Annotated in this window: 24 protein-coding genes; 12 read left to right on the top strand and 12 right to left on the bottom strand. The window is 56.0% G+C overall.

What is annotated here, in order from left to right; translation table 11 throughout:
- Nucleotides 1–30 precede the first annotated feature (30 nt).
- The 5 genes from IEX96_RS05850 (at nt 31) to IEX96_RS05870 (ending at nt 4,985) form a co-directional block, all read left to right on the top strand.
- Nucleotides 31–1,089 carry an efflux RND transporter periplasmic adaptor subunit gene (locus IEX96_RS05850; protein WP_150004966.1) on the top strand — a complete coding sequence of 353 codons (1,059 nt, stop codon included), beginning with the start codon at nt 31–33 and terminating at the stop codon, nt 1,087–1,089.
- A 43-nt stretch (nt 1,090–1,132) separates the two neighbouring features.
- Nucleotides 1,133–1,828 (top strand): ABC transporter ATP-binding protein, encoded by a 696-nt coding sequence (locus IEX96_RS05855; protein ID WP_150004965.1) that lies wholly within the window; start codon nt 1,133–1,135, stop codon nt 1,826–1,828.
- A complete protein-coding gene (locus IEX96_RS05860) occupies nt 1,825–2,982 on the top strand; it encodes an ABC transporter permease (RefSeq protein ID WP_150004964.1) in 1,158 nt (385 codons plus the stop codon). The genes IEX96_RS05855 and IEX96_RS05860 overlap by 4 nt, the downstream gene beginning before the upstream one ends.
- 5 nt (nt 2,983–2,987) lie before the next feature.
- On the top strand, nt 2,988–4,166 hold the full coding sequence (locus tag IEX96_RS05865; protein WP_150004963.1) for an ABC transporter permease: 1,179 nt from the start codon (nt 2,988–2,990) through the stop codon (nt 4,164–4,166).
- 192 nt (nt 4,167–4,358) lie between these two features.
- Entirely contained in the window at nt 4,359–4,985 is a 627-nt protein-coding gene (locus IEX96_RS05870) for a DUF1013 domain-containing protein (RefSeq protein WP_150004962.1), read from the top strand.
- Nucleotides 4,986–5,108: 123 nt separating this feature from the next.
- Here IEX96_RS05870 and IEX96_RS05875 read toward each other — a convergent pair whose 3' ends face one another.
- Nucleotides 5,109–5,276, bottom strand: a complete 168-nt coding sequence (locus tag IEX96_RS05875) for a DUF465 domain-containing protein (protein ID WP_150004961.1) — start codon at nt 5,274–5,276, stop codon at nt 5,109–5,111.
- A 397-nt stretch (nt 5,277–5,673) separates the two neighbouring features.
- Between IEX96_RS05875 and IEX96_RS05880 the strand changes: the two genes are divergently transcribed.
- Nucleotides 5,674–5,889: a YdcH family protein gene (locus tag IEX96_RS05880; RefSeq protein ID WP_229773564.1), complete on the top strand. Its 216-nt coding sequence runs from the start codon at nt 5,674–5,676 to the stop codon at nt 5,887–5,889.
- Here IEX96_RS05880 and IEX96_RS05885 read toward each other — a convergent pair.
- Nucleotides 5,879–6,631: a GGDEF domain-containing protein gene (locus tag IEX96_RS05885; RefSeq protein ID WP_150004960.1), complete on the bottom strand. Its 753-nt coding sequence runs from the start codon at nt 6,629–6,631 to the stop codon at nt 5,879–5,881. The genes IEX96_RS05880 and IEX96_RS05885 overlap by 11 nt on opposite strands.
- A 145-nt stretch (nt 6,632–6,776) precedes the next feature.
- On the opposite strand from IEX96_RS05885, the gene purE reads away from it, so the two are divergent.
- Both purE and IEX96_RS05895 read left to right on the top strand, forming a co-directional pair.
- Nucleotides 6,777–7,277, top strand: coding sequence for a 5-(carboxyamino)imidazole ribonucleotide mutase (gene purE / locus IEX96_RS05890; RefSeq protein WP_150004959.1), 501 nt, complete (start codon nt 6,777–6,779; stop codon nt 7,275–7,277).
- A 15-nt stretch (nt 7,278–7,292) separates the two neighbouring features.
- Nucleotides 7,293–8,396 carry a 5-(carboxyamino)imidazole ribonucleotide synthase gene (locus IEX96_RS05895; RefSeq protein ID WP_150004958.1) on the top strand — a complete coding sequence of 368 codons (1,104 nt, stop codon included), beginning with the start codon at nt 7,293–7,295 and terminating at the stop codon, nt 8,394–8,396.
- A gap of 49 nt (nt 8,397–8,445) precedes the next feature.
- Here the strand turns inward: IEX96_RS05895 and IEX96_RS05900 are convergent, their stop codons facing one another.
- Nucleotides 8,446–10,761 carry an NADP-dependent malic enzyme gene (locus IEX96_RS05900; RefSeq protein WP_150004957.1) on the bottom strand — a complete coding sequence of 772 codons (2,316 nt, stop codon included), beginning with the start codon at nt 10,759–10,761 and terminating at the stop codon, nt 8,446–8,448.
- Between the two features lie 164 nt (nt 10,762–10,925).
- On the bottom strand, nt 10,926–11,705 hold the full coding sequence (locus IEX96_RS05905) for a GIN domain-containing protein (RefSeq protein ID WP_150004956.1): 780 nt from the start codon (nt 11,703–11,705) through the stop codon (nt 10,926–10,928).
- Between the two features lie 229 nt (nt 11,706–11,934).
- Between IEX96_RS05905 and IEX96_RS05910 the strand changes: the two genes are divergently transcribed.
- Nucleotides 11,935–12,285 carry a DUF2794 domain-containing protein gene (locus tag IEX96_RS05910; protein WP_150004955.1) on the top strand — a complete coding sequence of 117 codons (351 nt, stop codon included), beginning with the start codon at nt 11,935–11,937 and terminating at the stop codon, nt 12,283–12,285.
- A 20-nt stretch (nt 12,286–12,305) separates the two neighbouring features.
- Here the strand turns inward: IEX96_RS05910 and IEX96_RS05915 are convergent, their stop codons facing one another.
- From IEX96_RS05915 to IEX96_RS05935, 5 genes are read right to left on the bottom strand one after another with little or no spacing between them, the layout of a single operon-like run.
- A complete protein-coding gene (locus IEX96_RS05915) occupies nt 12,306–12,731 on the bottom strand; it encodes a DUF6491 family protein (RefSeq protein ID WP_150004954.1) in 426 nt (141 codons plus the stop codon).
- Between the two features lie 54 nt (nt 12,732–12,785).
- Nucleotides 12,786–13,202 carry a hypothetical protein gene (locus tag IEX96_RS05920; RefSeq protein WP_150004953.1) on the bottom strand — a complete coding sequence of 139 codons (417 nt, stop codon included), beginning with the start codon at nt 13,200–13,202 and terminating at the stop codon, nt 12,786–12,788.
- A 12-nt stretch (nt 13,203–13,214) separates the two neighbouring features.
- Nucleotides 13,215–14,711, bottom strand: a complete 1,497-nt coding sequence (amaB, locus tag IEX96_RS05925) for an L-piperidine-6-carboxylate dehydrogenase (protein WP_188873614.1) — start codon at nt 14,709–14,711, stop codon at nt 13,215–13,217.
- A 43-nt stretch (nt 14,712–14,754) separates the two neighbouring features.
- Entirely contained in the window at nt 14,755–16,434 is a 1,680-nt protein-coding gene (locus tag IEX96_RS05930; RefSeq protein ID WP_188873615.1) for a thiamine pyrophosphate-binding protein, read from the bottom strand.
- A gap of 6 nt (nt 16,435–16,440) precedes the next feature.
- On the bottom strand, nt 16,441–17,571 hold the full coding sequence (locus IEX96_RS05935) for a saccharopine dehydrogenase family protein (protein ID WP_150004952.1): 1,131 nt from the start codon (nt 17,569–17,571) through the stop codon (nt 16,441–16,443).
- A 186-nt stretch (nt 17,572–17,757) separates the two neighbouring features.
- Between IEX96_RS05935 and IEX96_RS05940 the strand changes: the two genes are divergently transcribed.
- Together IEX96_RS05940 and IEX96_RS05945 are read left to right on the top strand one after the other, a co-directional pair.
- Nucleotides 17,758–18,702, top strand: coding sequence for an MBL fold metallo-hydrolase (locus IEX96_RS05940; RefSeq protein ID WP_150004951.1), 945 nt, complete (start codon nt 17,758–17,760; stop codon nt 18,700–18,702).
- Nucleotides 18,703–18,712: 10 nt separating this feature from the next.
- Nucleotides 18,713–19,600 (top strand): alpha/beta fold hydrolase, encoded by an 888-nt coding sequence (locus IEX96_RS05945; RefSeq protein ID WP_188873616.1) that lies wholly within the window; start codon nt 18,713–18,715, stop codon nt 19,598–19,600.
- Here the strand turns inward: IEX96_RS05945 and folA are convergent.
- On the bottom strand, nt 19,570–20,055 hold the full coding sequence (gene folA / locus IEX96_RS05950) for a type 3 dihydrofolate reductase (protein WP_150004949.1): 486 nt from the start codon (nt 20,053–20,055) through the stop codon (nt 19,570–19,572). The genes IEX96_RS05945 and folA overlap by 31 nt on opposite strands.
- A gap of 72 nt (nt 20,056–20,127) precedes the next feature.
- Between folA and IEX96_RS05955 the strand changes: the two genes are divergently transcribed.
- On the top strand, nt 20,128–20,970 hold the full coding sequence (locus IEX96_RS05955; RefSeq protein WP_150004948.1) for an alpha/beta hydrolase: 843 nt from the start codon (nt 20,128–20,130) through the stop codon (nt 20,968–20,970).
- 138 nt (nt 20,971–21,108) lie between these two features.
- On the opposite strand, the gene IEX96_RS05960 is transcribed toward IEX96_RS05955, so the two are convergent.
- Together IEX96_RS05960 and IEX96_RS05965 are read right to left on the bottom strand one after the other, a co-directional pair.
- Nucleotides 21,109–21,396: a sll1863 family stress response protein gene (locus tag IEX96_RS05960; protein WP_150004947.1), complete on the bottom strand. Its 288-nt coding sequence runs from the start codon at nt 21,394–21,396 to the stop codon at nt 21,109–21,111.
- Nucleotides 21,397–21,466: 70 nt separating this feature from the next.
- Complete coding sequence (locus IEX96_RS05965; RefSeq protein WP_150004946.1) at nt 21,467–22,261, bottom strand: thymidylate synthase; 795 nt, start codon at nt 22,259–22,261, stop codon at nt 21,467–21,469.
- Nucleotides 22,262–22,299: the final 38 nt, after the last annotated feature.

Genomic DNA, 22,299 nt, shown 5'->3' on the forward strand with positions numbered 1-22,299 from the left:
CAATAAATTCCACGCGCGCGGGACAATTTTATGGACGACAAGAAAGCCCTGCTGGACAGCCTGAAGATCACCCGCGATTCCCCTCCTCCGTCGGAAGGAAAAAAGCGATATGGGTGGATCATTCTGGCGATCCTTGTGCTGATCGCGCTGATGGCCGCCGGGCTTTGGTGGGGTTTATTATCCGACGATAAAAATATAGCCGCGCCTGCTGGCCAAAATACCGCGGCGCCCGCCGCTGCTAAACCGGACACAGCCCAAGAAACCAGCCAAGCCACCCAGCCAAACGAAACAAGCACAGCCGCCACCAAAGAGCGCGTGCTCAATGCATCGGGCTATATCACCGCAAGGCGCATGGCCACGGTATCGGCAGAGATTACCGGTCGGGTCACCGAAATTCTGGTGGAAGAAGGCATGCGTGTGGAAGAAGGCCAGCTTGTGGCCCGGCTTGATGATGCGTTGGCCCGCGTCGATTTTGATCTGGCAAAAGCGCAGGTGAGTGCGTCTGAAGCTGCGGTGAAAGCAAGCCGCGCCAATCTTGCGGAAGCCAATCGCGTTCTGACGCGGGTATCGCAACTGAGTTCGGCAAATTACTCTTCTATAGCGGATTTCACACAGGCGGAAGCTGCGGTGGAATCTCTCACGGCCGATCTGGCACGGGCCGAAGCAAATCTGAATATTTCAAAACTTCAAGTAACCCGTGCTCAGGAGCGGTTGAACGACCATGAGGTTCGCGCCCCCTTTGCCGGCGTTGTGATTGATAAAAACGCCCAGCCCGGTGAAATTGTCGCCCCCGGATCTGCGGGCGGCGGTTTCACCCGTACCGGCATCTGTACGCTTGTGGATATGGATAGCCTTGAGATCGAAGTGGATGTGAGCGAGAGCTTCATCGGCCTTGTAACTCCCGGTCAACGGGTCGAAGCGCGATTGGATGCCTATCCCGACTGGATCATTCCCGCGCATGTGATCGCCATCATTCCCACCGCCAACCGCGATCGGGCAACGGTGCGCGTGCGCATTGCCCTTGGTGAAAAAGACAGCCGTATTCTGCCGGAAATGGGTGTGAATGTGGCCTTTATGGAAAACCGCTAACGTAAATTTCTGAGATACTGCTTGCCAGATGAAGGATATGCCCATGCCCGACACTCCTTTGATTATGCTCGAAAATGTCTCAAAGGCTTACCGCAAGGCAAAGTCAGAAATTTCCATTTTCGACCAGTTGAACCTTTCCATCAAGGAAGGCGATTTCGTGGCCATCATGGGGCCATCGGGATCTGGAAAAACCACATTGCTCAACCTTCTTGGCGGCGTTGACCGGCCCACCAGCGGCACCATCACCATCAATGGCGAACGCATTGATAAAATGAGCGAAAGCGCCCTGTCGCGCTGGCGGGCACATACCGTTGGCTTCATCTTCCAGTTCTATAATCTGATGCCCATGCTAACGGCGGCCCGCAATGTGGAGCTCCCGCTTTTGCTGACAAAGCTTTCAAGGAAGCAACGCCGTGAAAATGTCATGACCGCCTTAAAAGTGGTGGGGCTGGAAGATCGTGCCAAGCATAGCCCGCGGGAAATGTCCGGGGGCCAGCAACAGCGCGTGGCCATCGCCCGCGCCATCGTTTCGGACCCGAAATTGTTGTTATGCGATGAACCCACCGGTGATCTGGATCGGGAAACCGCCGGTGAAATTCTATCCACCCTGCAAATGCTGAACCGCGATTTTGGCAAGACAATCCTGATGGTGACCCATGATCCGGAAGCCGCCAAATATGCCAAAAGCATTCTGCATTTGGATAAGGGCCATTTCGTTGAAGAACTGGTGACATCATGACCCACGGCACCTTGATCTGGAAAAACCTGACGCGCTATCGGCTGCGTTTTTTCCTCACCACATTTGCAATTTTTATCGCCTTTTTTCTGTTCGGCATCTTGCAAAGCTTCGATAAAGCCCTTGATGCCGGAGCCGAATTGGCCGCCGACGATCGCTTGGTGGTAAGCAACCGTATCAACTTCACCCAACCGCTGCCCATTGCCTATGTGGACCGCATCCGCAGCATGGATGGGGTGTTACACGCCACCCATCAAAGCTGGATCGGCTCATATTATCAGGAACCGCGCAATTTCATTTTCGGATTCGCCGTGGACCCGGAAAGTTTCATGACTGTCTATCAAGACGACATCGTTTTGCCCGCAGAGCAGATCGCAGCCTTCATCAAAAACCGGCGCGGCGTGCTTGTGGGGGCGGATACCGCCGGAACTTATGGCTGGGCACTGGGCGATCTGGTGCCCATTTCCAGCAATATCTGGCAGCAGGCCGATGGATCGAAGGTTTGGGATGTGGTGATTGAAGGGATCTTCCAATCCAGCCGCGACGAACTTCCCGCCAATGGCCTTTATATGCATTACGACTATCTGAACGAGGCCCGGACGTTCGGAAAAGATTTCACCGGCACGGTGGCCCTGACCACCACCGATCCGACGCTCAATGATCAGGTGGCCCAAGCCATCGATTTCCGGTTCCAGAATTCCGCCTATGCCACCGAAACCCGGACGGAAGCGGCATTCAATCGCTCGTTCGTGGACCAACTTGGCAATATCGGCCTGATTATTTCCTCGGTGGTGGGGGCCGCCTTGTTCACCATTCTGATCATTGTCGGCAACACCATGGCCCTGTCGATCCGGGAGCGAACCAGCGAGATCGGGGTGATGAAAGCGCTCGGTTTTCGCGCCTCGACGGTGTTTTCCATGGTTTTGGGTGAAGCCTTTGGTTTGGCCTTTTTTGGTGGGCTGATCGGTACCATTACGGCATGGGGGCTTGTGGAAATCGCCCGCAATATCCCCGGTTTTCCCTTCGTCTTGGGCTTCCCGACCAGTGTGTGGCTGCAGGCTTTCGGTTTGATGGTCGTTCTTGGCGTGCTCACCGGGCTTTTCCCTGCATGGAACGCCTATCGTTTGAAGCTCAGCACCGCATTTGCAAGGGTGTAATCATCATGATGAAGCAAATTCTCTCGGTAAGCTGGATCAGCCTTCGCAGTCTGCCACAAAGACTTTGGCTCAGCCTCGCCACCATTCTCACCATTGCCGTGGTTGTGGCGGTGTTGCTGGCCTTTCTCGCCATGTCCAACGGCTTTCGCAAAACCCTTGAAGGCACGGGCTCTGATGATGTGGCGCTGATCTTGCGCGGCGGGGCCAGCACAGAACTGAATTCCGTTTTAAGCCGCGAAGATCAGGCCGTTCTTGAAACCGCCGCAGGCATTGCCAAAAACAATGGCGAGCCCATGATTTCGGGTGAGCTTTATGTGGTGGTGAATGGCACAAAGAAAACCAGCGGCACCAAGGTCAATTTGCCTTTACGCGGGCTTTCTGAACAAGGCATCGCAATGCGCGGCCCTGTCACCATCAGCCAAGGCCGCCTGTTCGTACCGGGCCGCAATGAACTGGTGGTGGGGCGCGCCCTTTTAGGAGAATTCGACGGCTTCGATCTGAACTCTACCGTTCGTTTCGGTGCCACGGATTGGGACATTGTCGGCGTCTTTGAAACCGGTGGAACGGTGTTCGAATCGGAATTGTGGAGCGATCTTGCCGGCGTGCAAAACCAGTTCAATCGCGGCAGTTCAGTACAATCTGTCCGCGCCAAACTCACCAGCCCCGATGCCATCGAAGACCTTAAAGATTTTGCTGAAAACGATCCCCGTCTGGGCGTCGATGTGATCAGCGAAAAGGACTATTTCAAAGAACAGTCCCAAAGCACCTCTGACCTGATCCTTGTGCTGGGATGGCCGCTGGCCATTGCCATGGGCCTGGGGGCTTTGGCCGGAGCGCTCAATACCATCTACACATCGGTGGCCGCCCGCGCGCGAGACATTGCAACATTGCGCGCCATCGGCTTCTCCAGCCTCTCCGCTTTTTTCGGCACATTATCCGAATCACTTGCACTTTCGGTGCTGGGCGGGCTGTTGGGAGCCGCGGTTGCCTGGAGCTTTTTCGACGGATTGAGCACATCCACCCTTGGCGGCGGCTTCACCCAAGTGGTGTTCAGTTTTCAACTGGGCGGTGCCTTGCTGGTGCAAGGGGCCATATTGGCCCTTGGAATTGGCTTGGTTGGTGGGTTTTTTCCGGCCATCCGCGCCGCTCGTCTGCCGGTTGCAATGGCCTTTTCCGACCGATAGGAACCAAAGCTTCCATATGGTGATAAAATAATCCGCGAACGTCTTGATTGATGGACAAAGCTGCGCCACAGTCACCTTCATTGCTAGCCTTTGCGATGGGTCTTTCTCCGTGATTTGACAGATGCACTTCACCGGTTTGGGGAAGGCCCGCGCCGGGGCTAGTGCTTTATTGCGTGTCTTTTGGAGAGGACTATGAGCCAGCCACTGATGCCGATGGCAACCGCCGTTTGGCTGATCGACAATACCTCGCTCACATTCAAGCAGATCGCTCGTTTTTGCGGCTTGCATGATCTTGAAGTGCAAGGCATCGCGGATGGAACCGTCGGGCAATCCATCGCCGGAATCGACCCCACGGCCAATGGCCAATTGACATGGGCCGAAGTGCGCCGTTGCCAAGATGATCCTTCGGCATCTTTGGTGCTGAGCAAAGGGGCCAAGCCCGAACAGACCCGGACCAAAGGGCCGCGCTATACGCCCGTTTCCAAGCGGCAGGATAAGCCCGATGCCATTGCATGGCTGTTGCGCCACCATCCCGAGCTTTCCGACACGCAAATCTCGCGCCTTGTGGGCACCACCAAGCCAACCATCAGTGCCATACGTGAGCGATCCCACTGGAATATCGCCAATATCCGCGCCCAGGATCCCGTTGCCTTGGGCCTTTGCAAGCAAATGGAATTGGATGAAGCGGTTCAAAAAGCCGCCGTTCGCGCACAAAAGAACGCTCCGGAACAGCCTGAGAGCGCCCCTGCAGAGGGTGCAGCAGATAGCGGCGCCGATGTGGAAAGCCCTGCCGACGACACCCCCGCATCGGATCTCTGATAATCGGGTAAGTCCGGCTTTATAAAAACCTATGTGCTGTCATAAGAACGGCCACCGGATCGAAGACAAAAAAAATGGGCGCGGCCAAAAGGCTGCGCCCACATCTTTTATCATTGGCTCTTGTTAATGATGCTCGTATCCGTTGAGCTTTTCCTTCAGTAAAAGCTTCTCGCGTTTAAGCTTGGCTAATCGAAGGGTATCCGGCGCGGGCCTGCTGGCCTCTTGGGTGATAATCCGTTCCAACGTGGCGTGTTTGTCTGCCAGAGCCTGAGCATGCGCCTGCTGTGTCATACCGGTATCCTCCTTCATTACGAACAACACTGATATGGCACCATATAAGGTCTCTGATTGTCACTTCAATTCGCACCCCGATGCGTCACCATGCCCCATATTTCTTGAAACAGCGCACCTGAACCCATTCTGACGCAGCATCCAACTGCCCGTCATTGCGCAAAAATTCCGGCCATGGCCGGATGCAAGCAGCGCTCTTTGCTCCATGCGAAATTTCCGCCCTTCCCTTTTTACAAAGCACCGCGCCTCCCTCAATTTCACACAGCGGTCCCGACTCGGAAGGGCCACAGAAGCGGCCTATGGTTTGAGCGCGCGATGCACTCTTGTGGTTTTCCCCCATGACTCGCTATAATATGGCCGGACTTGGGGGTCTGTCCGACTTTCGAAAGCACATCGCATGCACGACGGAATGACACTGGCGGACGCAGAATTGAAAAAGCGTCTGAAGATTCTGGAACAAGAACATCGTGATCTGGATATGGCAATCGAGGCCCTGCATAGCGCCGGGTCCTTCGACCAGCTTCAGATTCTGCGGATGAAAAAACGGAAGCTTTTATTGCGGGACCAGATCCGGCATCTGGAAGACCAGATTCTGCCCGATATCATTGCCTGACCGCCCCACCATCCTTGAGATGCCGCTGCTTTTTAAAGGCGTACATAAGCCTGTCCGCATGCGCCAAGGCGCCCTCTGCGTCATCATCCTGTGTCAGCCCATAGGCGCCATAACTTACCGTTAGGGGGATGGTTGTCCCATTGATCTGCGGTTCTGCACGGGCAACGGCATCGGCCAGTCGTTTGGCCATGTCCTCGGCATGTTGTTGGTCCGTATGGGGCAGGATCATCCCGAACTCATCCCCGCCCAAACGCGCCACAAGATCAAAGGTACGGCTATAGCGTGTCAGCGCATCTCCCACCGCCAGCAAGGCCGCATCCCCCGCCGCATGGGTAAGCCGGTCATTGATGCGTTTCATATTATCCACATCGAAATACAAGATGCTTACCGGATGACCATAACGATTGGCCAAAGCGATCTGCCGATTCAATTCACGCATGAAGGCGCGGCGGTTCAAAACCGGCACCAAGGCATCATGATCTGCCAGTTTTTCAAGCTCGGCAATCTGTGCCTGCGCCCGCCCCAAGTGAAGGGTGAGAGTTTCCACATCCCCGATCAAGCGGGTAATGGCGGCCTGCACCTCTGGGGTAAGATCATGTTCAGGGATTCCGAAAAGAATGAAATCGTCTTGAAATGCCGCACCATCCTCCGCCACATCCCCATCAGGATTATTTTCCTGATAGCGCTTGTCACGTTGGCCGGATGAAATCGCATTCACAGCATCTGCGGCATCTACTTTCATCAAGCGGCACCTATCCCTAATACCCTGTTAAGATTTGAGGTCTGCGCACCAATTGTCAAGGATAAGCCACTTTCCAGCGCTTGCGTCGGCACGCCCTCTCCCTATAATGCGCTCACGCATCTCACCGCTGGCCCTGGAGCATCGAATGACAGATCCCACGCCTTTGGTTGGCATCATCATGGGTAGCCAATCCGATTGGGAAACCATGCGCCATGCTGTGGCCATTCTGGAAAATCTGTCCATCCCCCATGAGGTGAAAATCGTTTCCGCCCATCGCACACCAAAGCGGCTTTACGACTATGCCCAATCGGCGCGTGACCGCGGCCTCAAGATCATCATCGCCGGCGCCGGTGGTGCCGCACATCTACCGGGTATGGCAGCCGCCCTTACCCCTTTGCCGGTGTTCGGCGTGCCGGTGGAAAGCAAGGCTCTCAAAGGTATGGACAGCTTGTTATCCATCGCGCAAATGCCCGGCGGCATCCCTGTGGGAACCTTGGCCATTGGCAAGGCGGGGGCAAAAAATGCTGCACTTTTGGCGGCGGCTGTGCTGGCTCTGATGGATCACGATCTAGCCAAGCGGCTGGATTCCTTTCGCGCCGAACAGACGGATACAGTGGCCCCGGCCCCGCAACAAAACGCCCCTTGAAAGAAAGAAATTTCCATGACCGGACGCTCCGAACGCGCGGAAACCTTTGAAAGCCTGGCGCCGGGCGGCACCATTGGCATATTGGGCGGCGGGCAGTTGGGGCGCATGTTGTCCATAGCGGCGGCGCAGCTGGGCTATCGCACGGCCATTTATTGCCCCGATCCTTTAAGCCCCGCCTTCCAGATGTGTGACCGGTATTGGCAGGCCCCATATGAAAGCCGGGCCGCCCTGTCGGAATTCGCCGATGCGGTGGATCTGATCAGCTTTGAATTCGAAAATGTGCCGGCCTTGTCCTTGGATTTTCTGAAAGCAAGGGTGCCCATCCGGCCCGGCATTGCATCCTTGGCGACAACGCAGGACCGTTTATTTGAAAAGGACTTTCTCTCGGTTCTTGATATTCCCGTAGCGTCTTATCACGATGTGGCCAGCGCCGCAGCGCTGCACGATGCCGCCCAGACGCTGGGCTATCCGGTGATCGCCAAAACCCGCCGGCTGGGCTATGATGGCAAGGGGCAGGTGCGCTTGGAAAAGGGCGATAATGCCCAAGACGCATGGGATTCTTTGGCATCGGAACTGGTGATCGCCGAAAGCGTCATCCCCTTTGATCGGGAAATCTCGGTGCTTTTGGCCCGCGGGATTGATGGCAATATCGCCAGTTGGCCGCCCGTGGAAAACGATCACTCAAAAGGGATTTTACGCACCAGCCGCGTTCCCGCCACCATCAGCGACTCTGTGGCCGATCAAGCGCTCAGCTATGCCCATGCCATTGCCGAAGCGCTGGATTTTGTGGGTGTTCTGGCCGTGGAAATGTTCGTGATCGATAAAACCGGAGAGGTTTTGGTGAATGAAGTGGCCCCGCGCGTTCACAATTCCGGGCACTGGACACTGGATGGCGCCGTTACCAGCCAATTCGAGCAACATATCCGCGCCATTTGCGGATTGCCTTTAGGCGACAGCCGCGCTTTGGGGCGAATCCGCATGGAAAATCTGATCGGTAAGGACATCACCCATTGGCGCAATATCCTTGGCGATCCTTTGGCCCATTTCCACCATTATGGCAAAGCCGTTGCCAAGCCGGGGCGTAAAATGGGCCATGTCACCTGGGTTGATCCCGATTAAGCCACGCCCCTTTGCCCAGCCATTTTCACCGGACAAAGGAAGGCGTTTTTCAGACGTCCAATAGATCGATCGATGGAGAGCGGCGCAAAGCCGGTGGATCAATCGCATCCACAAGCGCCAGCGCCCCCATATTCAAAAGCCCCCGCGCCGTCACCGATGGCGTGACGATATGCGCGGATTTTTTTGTCCCCAAAAGCAAGGGGCCGATGGGCAGCCCATCGCCAAGAACCTTCAAAAGCTCATAAGAGATATTGGCGGCATCCAGATTGGGCATCACCAGCAGATTGGCCATGCCCGAAAGGCGGGAATGGGGGAAAATGCGGTCCCTGATTTTTTCTTCAATGGCCGCATCGCCGTGCATCTCGCCCTCCACCTCCAGATCCGGGGCCATTTCATGCAACAGCGCCAATGCCGTGCGCATTTTGGCGGCGCTATGGGTTCTGGATGACCCGAAATTGGAATGAGACAGCAAAGCCACTTTCGGCGTCAAGCCAAAGCGCCGCACTTCATCGGCGGCCAAGATGGTCACTTCAGCGATCTCTTCAGCCGTGGGGTCTGGCGTGATGAACGTATCGCACAGGAAAAACGTGCCCTTGCCCAACATCAGAACCGATAAAGCCGACGCCGCCTTCACCCCATCCGACAGGCCCACAATATCAAGCACATGGGTGAGATGCCGATGATAGCGCCCAACCGCACCGCAAACCATGGCATCGGCTTCGCCGCGATGCAGGGCCAGGGCCGCAATGGCGGTGTTGTTGGTGCGCATGATGGTGCGCGCCTCATCGGGAGAAACGCCCTTTCTTTCCATCAATTCATGATAGCTGCGCCAATATTCGCCATAACGCGCATCATTTTGCGGATTCACCACTTCAAAATCCACATCCGGACGGATGCGCAAGCCCAGCTTCTCGATACGGCTTTGCACCACTTTGGGACGACCCACCACCGTGATATCGGCCATGCGTTCATCCAGAAGAGCCTGGGCCGCCTGCAGCACCCGTTCATCTTCCCCTTCGGCAAACAAAAGCCGTTTACGCTGGGTGCGGGCCCGTTCGAAAATGGGCTGCATCAGATTGCCAGACCGGAAAACAAAGGTATTGAGTTCCGCAAGATAGGCATCAAAATCCTCAATGGGCCGCCGCGCCACACCACTGTCCATGGCCGCTTTGGCCACAGCCGGGGCCACTTCCGTCATCAGCCGCGCATCAAAGGGCTTGGGGATCAAATAGTCCGGCCCAAGACGCAAAGGCTCGCCTTCATAGGCGCGGGCCACCACGTCCGACACCTCTTTTTCCGCCAGCGCCGCAATGGCCTTTACGGCGGCGATTTTCATCGCTTCATTGATGTCGGTCGCCCCCACATCCAAAGCACCGCGGAACATAAAGGGATAGCACAGCACATTATTGACCTGATTGGGAAAATCCGACCGGCCAGTGGCAATGATGGCATCGGGACGGGCTTCGCGGGCCAGATCCGGCATGATTTCCGGCTCAGGATTGGCCAGCGCCATGATGACCGGCTGCGAGCCCATCTTTTTTACCATATCCGCTGTCAAAACCCGGGGTGCAGATAATCCCAGGAAAATATCGGCCCCTTCGATCGCATCGCTTAGCGAACGCATATCCGTTTTGCGCGCATATCGGGCTTTATAGGGGTTCATCCCCGCCTCGCGGCCCTCATAAACCACGCCATCAATATCGCACAGGGTGATATTGTCTTTTGCCAATCCCATGGAAACCAGCAGATCAAGACAGGCAAGGCTGGCCGCTCCGCCCCCGGTAGAAACCAGCTTCACATTCCCAAAGCTTTTCCCAACCACTTTCAGCGCATTATAGATTGCGGCCCCTGCCACAATGGCGGTGCCATGTTGATCGTCATGGAACACCGGAATGTCCATGATCTTGCGCAAGCGTTCTTCAATGATAAAACATTCAGGCGCCTTGATATCTTCAAGATTGATGGCCCCAAACGTGGGTTCAAGGGCGGCCACCACCTTGCAAAACAGGTCCGCGTCAGTGGCATCCACTTCAATATCGAAACAATCGATATTGGCGAATTTCTTGAACAGAACCGCTTTGCCTTCCATCACCGGCTTGGAAGCCAGCGGCCCGATATTGCCCAATCCCAAAACGGCAGAGCCATTGCTGATCACCGCCACCAGATTGCCCCGCGCCGTCAATTGCGCCGCTTGGGCCGGATCGTCGACAATGGCCGTACAGGCTGCCGCCACACCGGGAGAATATGCCAGCGCCAAATCTCGCTGTGTAACCAGCGGCTTGGTGGCGACGACGGCTAATTTTCCAGCGGGAGCCATACGGTGATAACGCAGGGCAGATTCATAAAGCTTATCGGAATCAGGCATAAAGGGCGCAACCAAAGCTATAAGGGTGAAACACGGAGCCCTCTTATAGCGCAGCATTTGGGCAAACGCACCTGTCGCTTATGCAACACACGCATTTTGCCCGCTTTTTTGATCAAGGCCGCTTGGACAGCCTTTGACCAAGGCCGTTTGGACAAGGGGTGCGCTCAAGCGTCCTTGTCCTTTTGCTTATCGTTGGCGCTTTCGTCCTCTTCTCCCATGTCATGGAAGGTGATGTCCCCAAAGCCTGCATTGACTTTACGGATGTTTTTGGGATTGCCATACACATCGACTTCACCCACACCATTGACAGCAACCATCGCCGAATCCGTGGCATAGGCCGACATCTGGCCCGCACCATTGATGGTGAGCTGCACCGTTTTACAGCGCAAGTCCCTGGCATCCACATCTGCGGCCCCGTTGCTTACAGCGATCAGGGTACCGCACCGGCCCTCGCCCTCAATGTCGCCAGCTCCGTTGATGGTCAGCATCAGGCTCTCACTATCCAAATTCATCAACTGGGCACTGGTCGCGCCATCAAGCGTCAAAGCCGTCAGGCTGGGCACATGGAGCACCATCTTGACGTCCCCGAACCCTCTATTGCCCAACTTCCCTTTCGGTTCGACCAGCAATTCACCATTTATGATCTTTGTCTTGATCAGATTCAGGACCTCCTTGTCGCCTTCGACCTTGAGCATCGCAGGCTTTCCCGCCACCAGATCCACATCATAATGGCCCACAAGCCGTACCCGATTGAACTCCGCCATGCTGATATCCCTGGTCTGGGATATGTCTTCACCGGACAGTGTGATTCGGATGATTTCTTCGGATCGGATCTCTTCCATCAGCTGACTTGGGGTAACGAATGAAGCCACCACAACCACAGCAAAAATGGCTGCAATGACACCGCCAAAAACCATTGTCCGTTTATTCTGGATTCCTGTCATCCATGTTCTCCATTCACTGATCGCCGGTTACCGGACGGTCGTCGCATTTCCCGCTAACAGCCTGTGCAAGCAGTGCTCTTTGCAAAAAGCACAGCCTCATTAATATATCCAAACGATATAATAGCTTTGCAGATTGATCAAGGCCTATGATTTAGAGCGCCTAAAAACAAAGGCGATCGAAGCGGTGGTCCCTTGCCAAGCCCATAAGTCCCCCGCAAAATGGCCCTTGATGATCAACCACAATCCCATTGCCCCTTTCCCGTCCACCAGCAATGCCCCGAAGGCAGTGCTGTTCACGCGCATGGAATTGACGCTGATCCTGAATGTCTATGGGCGCATGGTTGCCGCTGGATACTGGCGCGACTATGGCATCCATAGCGGCCGCGACAGGGCGGTGTTTTCCATTTTCCGCCGTGCCAGCGAAATGCCACTTTACCGGATTATCAAAAGCCCTGCCCATGCCAAACGACAAGGGGCATGGCTGATCCTTGGCATGGACGGGCAAATCCTGAAGCGCGGACAGGCTTTGGAACCGGTATTAAAACTGTTTGAACGCCAGCTTCTAAAGCTTGCGGATTGACCCCGTTTCCATGCCGGAAATCACTCTTTTTCCTTCAGCTTATAAGCGACAAATTTCCCGAGCCCGCAAGAGGCCCCGGCCACCGAACTGCGGTTCAAAACGGTGATGATATCGGTGTTGCATAACTGCCCGGTACTGGTGGAATAGGTGAAGCTTTCATAAAAACCAAGCTGCGGGCACCGATTGGGCAAATTGCTGAGATAGCCTTCCCGACCGCGCATCTCAAAAAAGATTTCTGTATCCGACAACACATGGCTTTGGGAAATCCGCGTCAAGGAAATGCAGCTTTTTTCCTCTCCCGTTGCCTCATAGCGGCCAAGAATAGCGTGATCTTTCTCGATCTTTGCGGCCTGTGCCGCATCCGGCGTGTTTTCTTGTCCTTGCGCGCAGGCGGCCACCGCCGCCAGCCCGAAAAGAAAAAGCCATCTGAACGATCCTTCCATCATTCCACCCTTCCTTGGTTAAAGCTTCGCCATATCGCCCAAATGAACGCCGGGCGCTCACATCTGTTCCGGTCGGGGGTCCAGCCGTTCAAAAAGCCCAAGCCCGCACAAAGCGCCGGGGCCATCAGGGCTTTTGACCTGAACCATATCAGTGCGGCACAGCGTCTCCGCTTTGGCGCGAATATCGAAGGATTCACTCATCATAAGGCCGGGACAGACTTGCGGCAAATCATTGCGCCACAGGCTATCATCGGCAAGCTGGAAGGTGATGGTATTGAGATCGATCACCGCCATTTCCACAATCGGAACAGGCGGCAAGCAAGCTTTGGTTGCGCCGCTATTTTGCCAGGCAGAAAGCCGGATATCTTCAAGTCGTTGCACGGGGGGCGGGTTCGACCCGGCACCATTACATGCAGCAAGGCCAAAGGCCAAAGCCACAAACAGAGCCAAAACAAAGCCGCCCCGCATCCCCATGTCTATGCGTCCTTAAAGATCGAATTTGATCCCCTGCGCCAAAGGCAGGTCCGTGGAATAATTCACCGTAGAGGTTTGGCGGCGCATATAGACCTTCCACGCATCGGAGCCGGATTCGCGGCCACCGCCGGTGTCTTTCTCACCACCGAACGCACCGCCGATTTCCGCGCCGGACGTACCGATATTCACATTGGCAATGCCACAATCGGAACCGGTGGCCGACAAATAACGCTCGGCTTCGCGCACATCATTGGTGAAGATGGCAGAGGACAAGCCCTGCGGCACACCATTTTGCAAGGCAATGGCTTCATCCAGCGTGCTATATGTCACCACATAAAGGATCGGCGCGAAGGTTTCTTCCACCATCACCCCGGCTTGCTTGGGCATATCCACCAGCGCCGGACGGGCATAATAGGCATTGGGGTATTCATCTTCCAAAACCCGTCCGCCGCCATGCACGGTGCCGCCTTCCTTGCGGGCTTTTTCCAATGACCTTTCCATGCCATCGAAGGATGCTTTGTCGATCAATGGCCCCACAAGTGCTCCTTCAAGGGGATTGCCCACCGTTACGGCGTCATAGGCTTTTTTAAGGCGCGGCATCAACGTGTCATAAACGCTTTCATGCACGATCAACCGGCGCGTCGAGGTGCAGCGCTGACCGGCTGTGCCCACAGCCCCGAATACAATGCCGCGCACCGCCAGATCCAGATCGGCAGAAGGGGTAACGATGATGGCATTATTGCCGCCCAGTTCCAAAAGGCAGCGGCCAAAGCGGGCGGCCACACGGGGCCCCACTTTGCGACCCATGGCGCATGAGCCGGTGGCGGAAATCAGCGGCAGGCGCGGATCATCCACCATGGCTTCCCCGACATCTGCAGCACCAATGATCACGTGCGACAAGCCTTCCGGTGCCGCGCCAAACCGCTTTACGGCACGTTCAAACAAGGCCTGACAGGCAAGGGCAGTGAGCGGCGTTTTCTCTGATGGTTTCCAGATCACCGGATCACCGCAAACCAAGGCAAGGGCGGCGTTCCACGACCATACGGCCACCGGGAAATTGAAAGCGGAAATCACCCCGACAGGGCCAAGGGGCTGCCATGTTTCACGCATGGCATGGCCAGGACGTTCGGACGCGATGGTCAGGCCATAAAGCTGGCGCGACAGACCGACAGCGAAATCGCAAATATCGATCATTTCCTGAACTTCGCCCTTGCCTTCTTCAAGGATTTTGCCGCATTCGGCACTGACAAGGCGGCCCAGCGCTTCTTTATGATCGCGCAGTTCTTCACCCAAAAGCCGCACCAGTTCACCACGTTGCGGCCCCGGCACGGCGCGCCAGCTTGCAAATGCGTCCGTAGCCTTGCCGATCTTGGCCGAAACCATTTGCGGGCTATCAAGGTCCACATGGCCCAAAACGGCCCCGTCGATGGGGCTGGTCACGGCCAGTTCGCCTTTGGTAAAATGCGCCGGGTCCAAATGAAGGGCGGTCAGCAAATCTTGAGACGTCATAGGAATACTCCTGAGATTATATATGTCGGGCCAAATAACGCCTTTATGCGCCAAGGCCGCTTAATGTTGCAGTGGGACTGATTGCTTCACGGTCCACAATGATTTCAATGAGAGCCGGACCATCGGTGGCCAAGGCACGGCCCAAAGCCGGTTCGAATTGATCGGACGAATCCACCCGCCATGCCTCCATCCCGAAGGCTTTGGCATAGGCGACAAAATCGGGATTCGTGAGATCGGTTCCGCTGACCCTTTGGGGATAGCTGCGTTCCTGATGCATGCGGATGGTGCCGTACATGCCGTTATTGAGCACCAAAAACACCGTTTTCGCATTATAGCGTACAGCGGTGGCCAGTTCGTTACCGCTCATCAAAAAGCAGCCGTCCCCGGCCACAGCCGCCACCGGACGGTCCGGTGCGGCCAGGCTCGCCGCGATGCCCGCAGGCACCCCATAACCCATGGCTCCCGATGTGGGCGCAAGCTGGGTTTTAAAGCCGCGATATTCAAAAAAGCGGTGCAGGAACGCTGCATAATTTCCCGCACCATTGGTGACAATCGCCTCATCGGGAAGGGCCGCCCGCAAGCTGTGATAAAGCGCCCCAAGCTGCACTGCGCCGGGATTGGCAACAGGGCTGCGCCATCCGCTTTCCTCTGATGCGGCACCACCGCACCAATCGGCCCAATCGCCCGACACCCCTTCTTCCGACAAGGCTTTTGCAAACAGTCCGGGAGCGGCATTGATGGCATGATCCGCTTGATAAACCCGGCCCAACTCCTCGGCCCCGGCATGCACATGCACAAGACGTTGGTGCGGTACGGGCACATCGAGGCGATGATAACCATGGGTCGTCATCTCTCCCAAACGCGGGCCGATCACCAGCAACAGATCCGCAGCCTTCATGCGGTTGACCAGCGCCGGATTGGCCCCGATCCCCATATGCCCGGCATAGGCTGGCGAGCGATTGTCTATCAAAGACTGGCAGCGGAATGACGTGGCAACGGGCAGATGGTGGCGTTCCGCAAATGCCTGAAGGGCTTTGGATTGATCCGCACTCCACGGGCCGCCACCGATCAGGAGAAGCGGCTGTTTTGCCGCCGAAATGGCCTTTGCCACCGCCACCACATCTTCTTTTGCCGGATGCGCCTGCACCGGCTTGTGTGCGCGGCTGCGCTGACGGCCGGTCGAAGCGCTGAGAACATCTTCAGGCAAAGCCAGCGCCACCGGACCTTGCCGCCCCGCCGTGGCGGTGGACCAGGCATGGCCCAGATATTCCGCTATCCGGTCGGGCGTTCCCACTTCGCCGGTCCATTTGGTCAGTTCCGACAGGAATTTGCGATAATCAATTTCCTGAAAGGCTTCCCGGTCGATCATTGAGCGTGCCACTTGCCCAATGAACAACAGCATCGGCGTCGAATCCTGAAATGCCGTATGCAGCCCGATGCTGGCATGGGTCGCCCCCGGCCCGCGGGTTACAAGCGCCAAGCCGGGGTCGCCGGTGAGTTTCCCATAAGCCTCCGCCATATTGGCGGCAGAGGCTTCATGGCGACAGGTGATGAACGGCAAGCGGTCCCGCACATCATGGAGCGCATCCAGCACCGCCAGATAGCTTTCGCCCGGCACGCCGAAAGCCATTCTGGCCCCGGCCTGCACCAGCGACTCCACAAGAACACCGGCGCCGGTCATGGGCGGAGCGCTTTTTGAAAGGCCTGTTCCTGAAGCGGTCATGGCGGCTTATTCCGCAGCCCGGCCCGCAGCTCCCGGCGTCATATCTGCCACATTGGGTTGCGCCAGCGCATAATGCCGCCCGAAACGGTTTTCCAAGAACATATCCAGCGAGATATCTTCTTGCCGCACAAAGCCTTTTTGGGCAATCGCGCCGGTGGTCAACAAATCCAGAACGGCACAGATGCCCGCCGATGTGGTGATCTGGATACCGCTCCACATGCGGCCATCCAGTTCATGGGCATAAACCTTCTGGGCATGGCTTTCCTGCATGAATCGCCCATTGCGATAGCCCGATACGGTGACGAAAATCAGCACCACATCCTGCATGGTCAACGGGATGGCATGCTCAAAAATGTCTTTCATCAAGTCCGGCTTTTCGGCCAGACGCAGATCCTGAAGCAGCATTTTCACGATATCGCGGTGGCCCGGATAACGCACCGTGCGATAATTGAGGTTATTCACCTTGCCTGCCAGCGTTTCCGCCAAGGTGCCAAGCCCGCCCGACGTATTGAAGGCTTCATAGGTGATGCCATCCAGTGAGAAATGCTCGATTTCTTCCAAGGGCGGCACTTCTTTGAGCACACCGCCGACAACCGCATCGCATGGATTGCAATATTCGTTGATCAGCCCGTCGGTGGACCAGGTGAGATTGTATTTCAACGCATTGGTGGGATATTTCGGCAAAGCCCCAACGCGCATATGCACATTGTGCAGGCTGTCAAAGCGACCGGCCAGATCGGCGGCAACGATGGAAATAAAGCCCGGAGCCAGCCCGCATTGGGGAATAAACGCGGTTTCGGCATTTTCCGACAGCGCCTTGATGGCGCGGGTGCTGGCCACATCTTCGGTAAGATCCAGATAATGGCAGCCCGCTTCTTTTGCCGCCTTGCCAATGCCGGGATTAAGATGGAACGGCATGGCCGACAGAACCGCAAAACAGCCCTGCATGGCACTTATCAAGCTGTCATGATCGCTGGCATCCACCACCCGTGTTTCAACGCGATCGGATTGCACAATGCGCGCAAAAGCGGCCTCGTCCCGATCGCCCACACGCACGTGATAATCGCCGGTTTGCGCCAGCATCACCGTGATCATTTCACCGATCTTGCCAGCACCCAGCAATAAAATCCGCTTCATAGTACTACACTCCCAAATACAAATGGGGATTGCGCGCGCCTTTCATAGGTCTTGGGCAATCCCTCCCCAAAGCTATAACCCCGCCTTGATACTCTCATGCTGACATACTTGTGAACCCCTGTTCCGCAGTTGTGACCCCGCCATCAATGTCCCTCAAAGACCGGGTATTCTATATATCAAGATCATATGATTGTTCGAACCCGTGCTGTCACAGAACCGGAAACCCACGTGCCGCCTGATTTCAATTGTAATTTCGATGCTCCTTATGAAGCCCCCCACCCCATTGCCCGGGGCATTGTGCAGGTGCTTGCCCAAAACCCCAAGGATTACACCTTTCGTGGTACCAACAGTTTTCTGGTGGGCGAAACCGAACTGGCGATCATCGACCCCGGCCCCTTGCTGGACAGCCATATCGATGCCTTGATGAAAGCGGTGGCAGGGCGCCCCGTGCGCGCCATTTTGGTCACCCATAGCCATCGGGATCATTCTCCGGCAGCCGCTGCCTTGTCACAGCTCACCGACGCACCGGTGATGGGCCATCGCCCCATCGACGCCGCCATTGCCGCCCTGACCACAGAAGACGTGGATCTGGCCTTTGCGCCGGATCGAGAGCTGACAGATCAAGACAGCATCACCATCGATGGGCGGGTAATCCGCGCCGTTCACACGCCAGGGCATTTTCCCAACCATTTATGCTACGCCCTTGAACAAGAGCGTATTTTATTTTCCGGCGATCAGGTGATGGGCTGGTCCACCACCGTCATTTCGCCGCCCTTGGGCAATCTGGAGCATTATCTGAATTCGCTGGATGCCCTGCTGACCCGTGATGACCGGCTGTATCTGCCCAGCCACGGCCCGAAAATCGACAATCCGCATCACTATGTCCGTCAGTTGATCGAGCATCGCCATTGCCGCGAACAACAGATTATCGCCTGTCTGCAAAAAGGCTGCCGCACGCCCGCAGAAATTGTCTCGCAGATTTATACGGGCCTGACCCCGCGCCTTGTTCAGGCGGCACAACAATCGGTCCAGGCTCATCTTGACTATTTGACCGCTCAAGGGCTTTTAGGTCCGGGGAATGTCTATCACCCCCGCCCCACCGAATCGGCTTTACGCCCCGTTCAGTCCTAGAGGTTGTTTCATGAAAATCGGTCGCGTCCTTATCACCTTCGCCGGACTGGCTGTGATTATGGGCGGCCTTTATGCCTGTGTCGGGCCACCTTCCGACCTGCGTGACGACCACGGCATATGGGACGTCACACGCCTGTCTGTCGATGCCCCCATCGGCGCCGACGAATCCACACAGATCGCCGCTTATACCCAAGGCCCCTCAAACGCGCGCACCGTGATATTGGTCCATGGCACGCCCGGCTCTGCCGAAGGTTGGCGGGATTTCATGACCATGGCGGGCGACAGCTTTCATTTCATCGCTATTGACCGCCCCGGCTTTGGCGAAAGCGGACCGGAAGGGGCTGTGACCTCCCTTGCACAACAAGCGGCAGCCCTTCGCCCATTTCTGAAGCCAGAGAATGGCCTGAAACCAATCCTGATGGGCCATAGCCTGGGAGGGCCGGTGGTCGTGCGCGCTGCCATGGATTATCCCGATCTGGTGGGCGGGCTAATATTGGCGGCAGGGGCATTCGATCCCGATCTGGAAAAGGTCTATGCCATCCAGCATCTCGGCGACAGCTTCCTTCTGTCTTGGGCCCTGCCGCGGGCCATGCGCAATGCCAATCGCGAACTGATCGCCCTTGAAGACGAGCTGGTGCAGCTATCTAAAGGGATCGCGCAGATGCGCCTGCCCATCATCATGGTGCATGGCACCGAAGACGATCTGGTCCCCTATGCCAATGTGGATTATATGCGCAAAACGCTTCCCGAAGACGCGCCCTTTACATTGGCGCGTCTGGATGGACAAAACCATTTCCTGCCATGGAACTCCAAAGAGATTCTGTTGGACGCCATCCAAGAACTGGACCGACATCTTATCGACAATGCTCAGGCGCGGTCCAACATCCGCAACGAATAAGCAGGCGCCTCCCCCTCGGCGGGATGGTCTATACAAGAAACTTCACGCCACTGATCTTTGGAGAGTTCGGGAAAATACGTATCGCCCGCCACCTCCAGATGCACCCGGGTCAAATACACCCGATCGGCGCGGGGCAGGCTTTGCCTGTAAATCTCGCCGCCACCGATCACCATGATTTCCTCATCCGATCCGGCCATGCGGATGGCCTCATCCACCGAAGACGCCACATCAACCCCCTCGGCGTGCCAGTTTTCCTGACGGGTAATGACAATATTGCGGCGCTTGGGCAAAGGCTTGCCAATGGATTCATAGGTTTTACGGCCCATTAGAACCGTATGCCCCAAAGTGATCTTGCGAAAATGCCGCAAATCAGCGGGCAGGTGCCAAGGCATCGCTCCTTTCATGCCAATCACGCCATTTTCGGCAGCGGCCACAATCAGTGATAGTCTTGCCATAAAAGGAGGTTCCTGCTTTGCTGGTCTGGTGCCATTATATCCGTGCCACATCCTATAAAGCCGGAGTTGAAGATGATCAAACGCCTGTCCATTGCGCTTGTCGCCCTGTTATTGCTCACCGGCGCTTCCGGTTATGGGCTTCATGTTTATTATAAGGACCGCATCTTCAATCCTTCGCCCGACAGACCGGATGCGTCTTTGGTGCCTTTTCCCGTTGAAACCGTCAGTATCGAAACGCCCGACGGGCTGGCCTTGAATGCGTGGTGGCATGCGCCACTTGCGGGTGAAGAAACCATTCTTTATCTGCACGGCAATTCCACAAGCATCGGCAAATATACGCGCGGAACCGCACCTTTGGTAGAAGCGGGTTATGGCGTTTTGATGCTGGAATATCGCGGCTATGGCGGCAATCCGGGGGCTTTATCCGATGATGGATTTCTGATCGACGCCAAAGCCGGGCTGGACTGGCTGGAAGATCGCGGTATTCCGTCCCCGAGCGTGCATGTTTACGGCTATTCGCTGGGCACCGGCACCGCCGTTCCTTTGGCGGCAGATCGCGCCGTTGCCTCTGTTGTTTTGGCGGCCCCTTTCGCCTCTATCGCAGAAATGGGCTACGACCAGTTCCCCAAATGGTTCGTCGATGCGATTTTGACGGACCGCTTCGATTCCATCGCCCGTATTCAAGATGTGGAAGAGCCGGTGCTGATTATTCACGGCACCGAAGATGCCACCGTACCGCAGCATCAATCCGAGCGCCTGATGGCGGCGGGCGGCGACAATATCACCCGCCTGTTATTTGATGGGGCGGGACATGGCTGGGATCTGTTTGAGCCGCGCGGCAATGCGGCTATTCTGGATTTTTTACGCCAGCATGAAAGCACCAAAATGGCATCCGAAGCGACGACGACTCCTTAACTCAACAGAGTGCGTGCGCACACACCCAACCGCCCGCCTCGGCCCAAATCAATGTCGGCAGACACAGAGGCGGTTGGGATAGAACGTGCCATCAACAAAAAGACGCGCAAAAACTGGCCCTAGTGATAAAAACTGGCCTTAGCGATAATGGGCTCTGGCGCGTTTCATCGCGTCATTTAAATCATCAAGCGCTTTTTCCGCCCCTTTGCGAATATCGCCCATGGCATGCTCGCTGGCTTTTTGCAGCTTGCTGATCCGGTCATGGGCCTCGTCGCGCTGGGAACGCGCCTGCTTGACATAAGAATCAAATTCCGCCTGCTTTTCCGCCCGGAATTTGCGGGCTTTCGCCTCCATCTTTTCCAGCTCGGCTTCCCATTCGTCCAATGTTGCCTTTAAAGACTCATAAGTCTGCCCGCTCTTGGCCATTGTACCACCTCTGTCTGGTTGTTCCTGCCACAAAGCAGAAACGATCAAAGACAAAAATGGTTCGCGGCCTTTAAACGGCAACGGGGGCCTTGATATGCGGATGGGGGTCATAATCCTCAAGGCGAAAATCTTCATATTGAAACGCCTCGAGGGATGTGCGCTGCGGATTGAGGATCATCTTCGGCAAAGGGCGCGGCGTCCGGCCAAGCTGCAGATCCGCCTGTTCCACATGATTGCTATAAAGATGCGCATCGCCAAAGCTATGGACAAAATCCCCCGGACGCAGCCCTGTTTCTTGGGCCATCATCATGGTCAGCAACGCATAAGAGGCAATATTGAACGGCACACCCAAAAAAATATCCGCCGAACGCTGGTAAAGCTGGCACGATAAACGCCCATCGGCCACATAGAATTGAAACAGGCAATGGCACGGCGGCAAAGCCATGTGATCCACATCCGCCACATTCCACGCAGATACGATCAACCGCCGGCTATCGGGGGTTTTCTTGATGGCCTCGACCACATTGGATATCTGGTCGATCACCCGGCCATCCGCCGCTTCCCATGCCCGCCATTGCTTGCCATAAACCGGGCCAAGCTCGCCCTTTTCATCGGCCCATTCATCCCAGATGCGAACTTTGTTTTCTTGCAACCAGCGGATATTGGTGTCGCCGCGCAAAAACCACAAAAGCTCGTAAATGATTGACCGCAAATGCAGTTTTTTCGTGGTGAGAAGCGGAAAGCCCTGCTCCAGATCGAAGCGCATCTGATGCCCGAAAACCGAGTAGGTCCCCGTTCCTGTGCGGTCTTGTTTGAACGTGCCTTGCGTTCGCACATGGCGCAACAAGTCAAGATACTGTTTCATCGAAAATATTACCGTTCTTCTATTCAGGGCTGCAAATG

The organism is Iodidimonas muriae (assembly GCF_014647255.1).
Taxonomy (GTDB): Bacteria; Pseudomonadota; Alphaproteobacteria; order Sphingomonadales; family Rhodothalassiaceae; genus Iodidimonas; species Iodidimonas muriae.

Bases quoted from the DNA above. Each gene is read 5' to 3' on its own strand.
- IEX96_RS05850 (WP_150004966.1), top strand. From the start codon at position 31: ATGGACGACAAGAAAGCCCTGCTGGACAGCCTGAAGATCACCCGCGAT.
- IEX96_RS05855 (WP_150004965.1), top strand. From the start codon at position 1,133: ATGCCCGACACTCCTTTGATTATGCTCGAAAATGTCTCAAAGGCTTAC.
- IEX96_RS05860 (WP_150004964.1), top strand. From the start codon at position 1,825: ATGACCCACGGCACCTTGATCTGGAAAAACCTGACGCGCTATCGGCTG.
- IEX96_RS05865 (WP_150004963.1), top strand. From the start codon at position 2,988: ATGATGAAGCAAATTCTCTCGGTAAGCTGGATCAGCCTTCGCAGTCTG.
- IEX96_RS05870 (WP_150004962.1), top strand. From the start codon at position 4,359: ATGAGCCAGCCACTGATGCCGATGGCAACCGCCGTTTGGCTGATCGAC.
- IEX96_RS05875 (WP_150004961.1), bottom strand. From the start codon at position 5,276: ATGACACAGCAGGCGCATGCTCAGGCTCTGGCAGACAAACACGCCACG.
- IEX96_RS05880 (WP_229773564.1), top strand. From the start codon at position 5,674: ATGCACGACGGAATGACACTGGCGGACGCAGAATTGAAAAAGCGTCTG.
- IEX96_RS05885 (WP_150004960.1), bottom strand. From the start codon at position 6,631: ATGAAAGTAGATGCCGCAGATGCTGTGAATGCGATTTCATCCGGCCAA.
- purE (WP_150004959.1), top strand. From the start codon at position 6,777: ATGACAGATCCCACGCCTTTGGTTGGCATCATCATGGGTAGCCAATCC.
- IEX96_RS05895 (WP_150004958.1), top strand. From the start codon at position 7,293: ATGACCGGACGCTCCGAACGCGCGGAAACCTTTGAAAGCCTGGCGCCG.
- IEX96_RS05900 (WP_150004957.1), bottom strand. From the start codon at position 10,761: ATGCCTGATTCCGATAAGCTTTATGAATCTGCCCTGCGTTATCACCGT.
- IEX96_RS05905 (WP_150004956.1), bottom strand. From the start codon at position 11,705: ATGACAGGAATCCAGAATAAACGGACAATGGTTTTTGGCGGTGTCATT.
- IEX96_RS05910 (WP_150004955.1), top strand. From the start codon at position 11,935: ATGATCAACCACAATCCCATTGCCCCTTTCCCGTCCACCAGCAATGCC.
- IEX96_RS05915 (WP_150004954.1), bottom strand. From the start codon at position 12,731: ATGATGGAAGGATCGTTCAGATGGCTTTTTCTTTTCGGGCTGGCGGCG.
- IEX96_RS05920 (WP_150004953.1), bottom strand. From the start codon at position 13,202: ATGGGGATGCGGGGCGGCTTTGTTTTGGCTCTGTTTGTGGCTTTGGCC.
- amaB (WP_188873614.1), bottom strand. From the start codon at position 14,711: ATGACGTCTCAAGATTTGCTGACCGCCCTTCATTTGGACCCGGCGCAT.
- IEX96_RS05930 (WP_188873615.1), bottom strand. From the start codon at position 16,434: ATGACCGCTTCAGGAACAGGCCTTTCAAAAAGCGCTCCGCCCATGACC.
- IEX96_RS05935 (WP_150004952.1), bottom strand. From the start codon at position 17,571: ATGAAGCGGATTTTATTGCTGGGTGCTGGCAAGATCGGTGAAATGATC.
- IEX96_RS05940 (WP_150004951.1), top strand. From the start codon at position 17,758: ATGATTGTTCGAACCCGTGCTGTCACAGAACCGGAAACCCACGTGCCG.
- IEX96_RS05945 (WP_188873616.1), top strand. From the start codon at position 18,713: ATGAAAATCGGTCGCGTCCTTATCACCTTCGCCGGACTGGCTGTGATT.
- folA (WP_150004949.1), bottom strand. From the start codon at position 20,055: ATGGCAAGACTATCACTGATTGTGGCCGCTGCCGAAAATGGCGTGATT.
- IEX96_RS05955 (WP_150004948.1), top strand. From the start codon at position 20,128: ATGATCAAACGCCTGTCCATTGCGCTTGTCGCCCTGTTATTGCTCACC.
- IEX96_RS05960 (WP_150004947.1), bottom strand. From the start codon at position 21,396: ATGGCCAAGAGCGGGCAGACTTATGAGTCTTTAAAGGCAACATTGGAC.
- IEX96_RS05965 (WP_150004946.1), bottom strand. From the start codon at position 22,261: ATGAAACAGTATCTTGACTTGTTGCGCCATGTGCGAACGCAAGGCACG.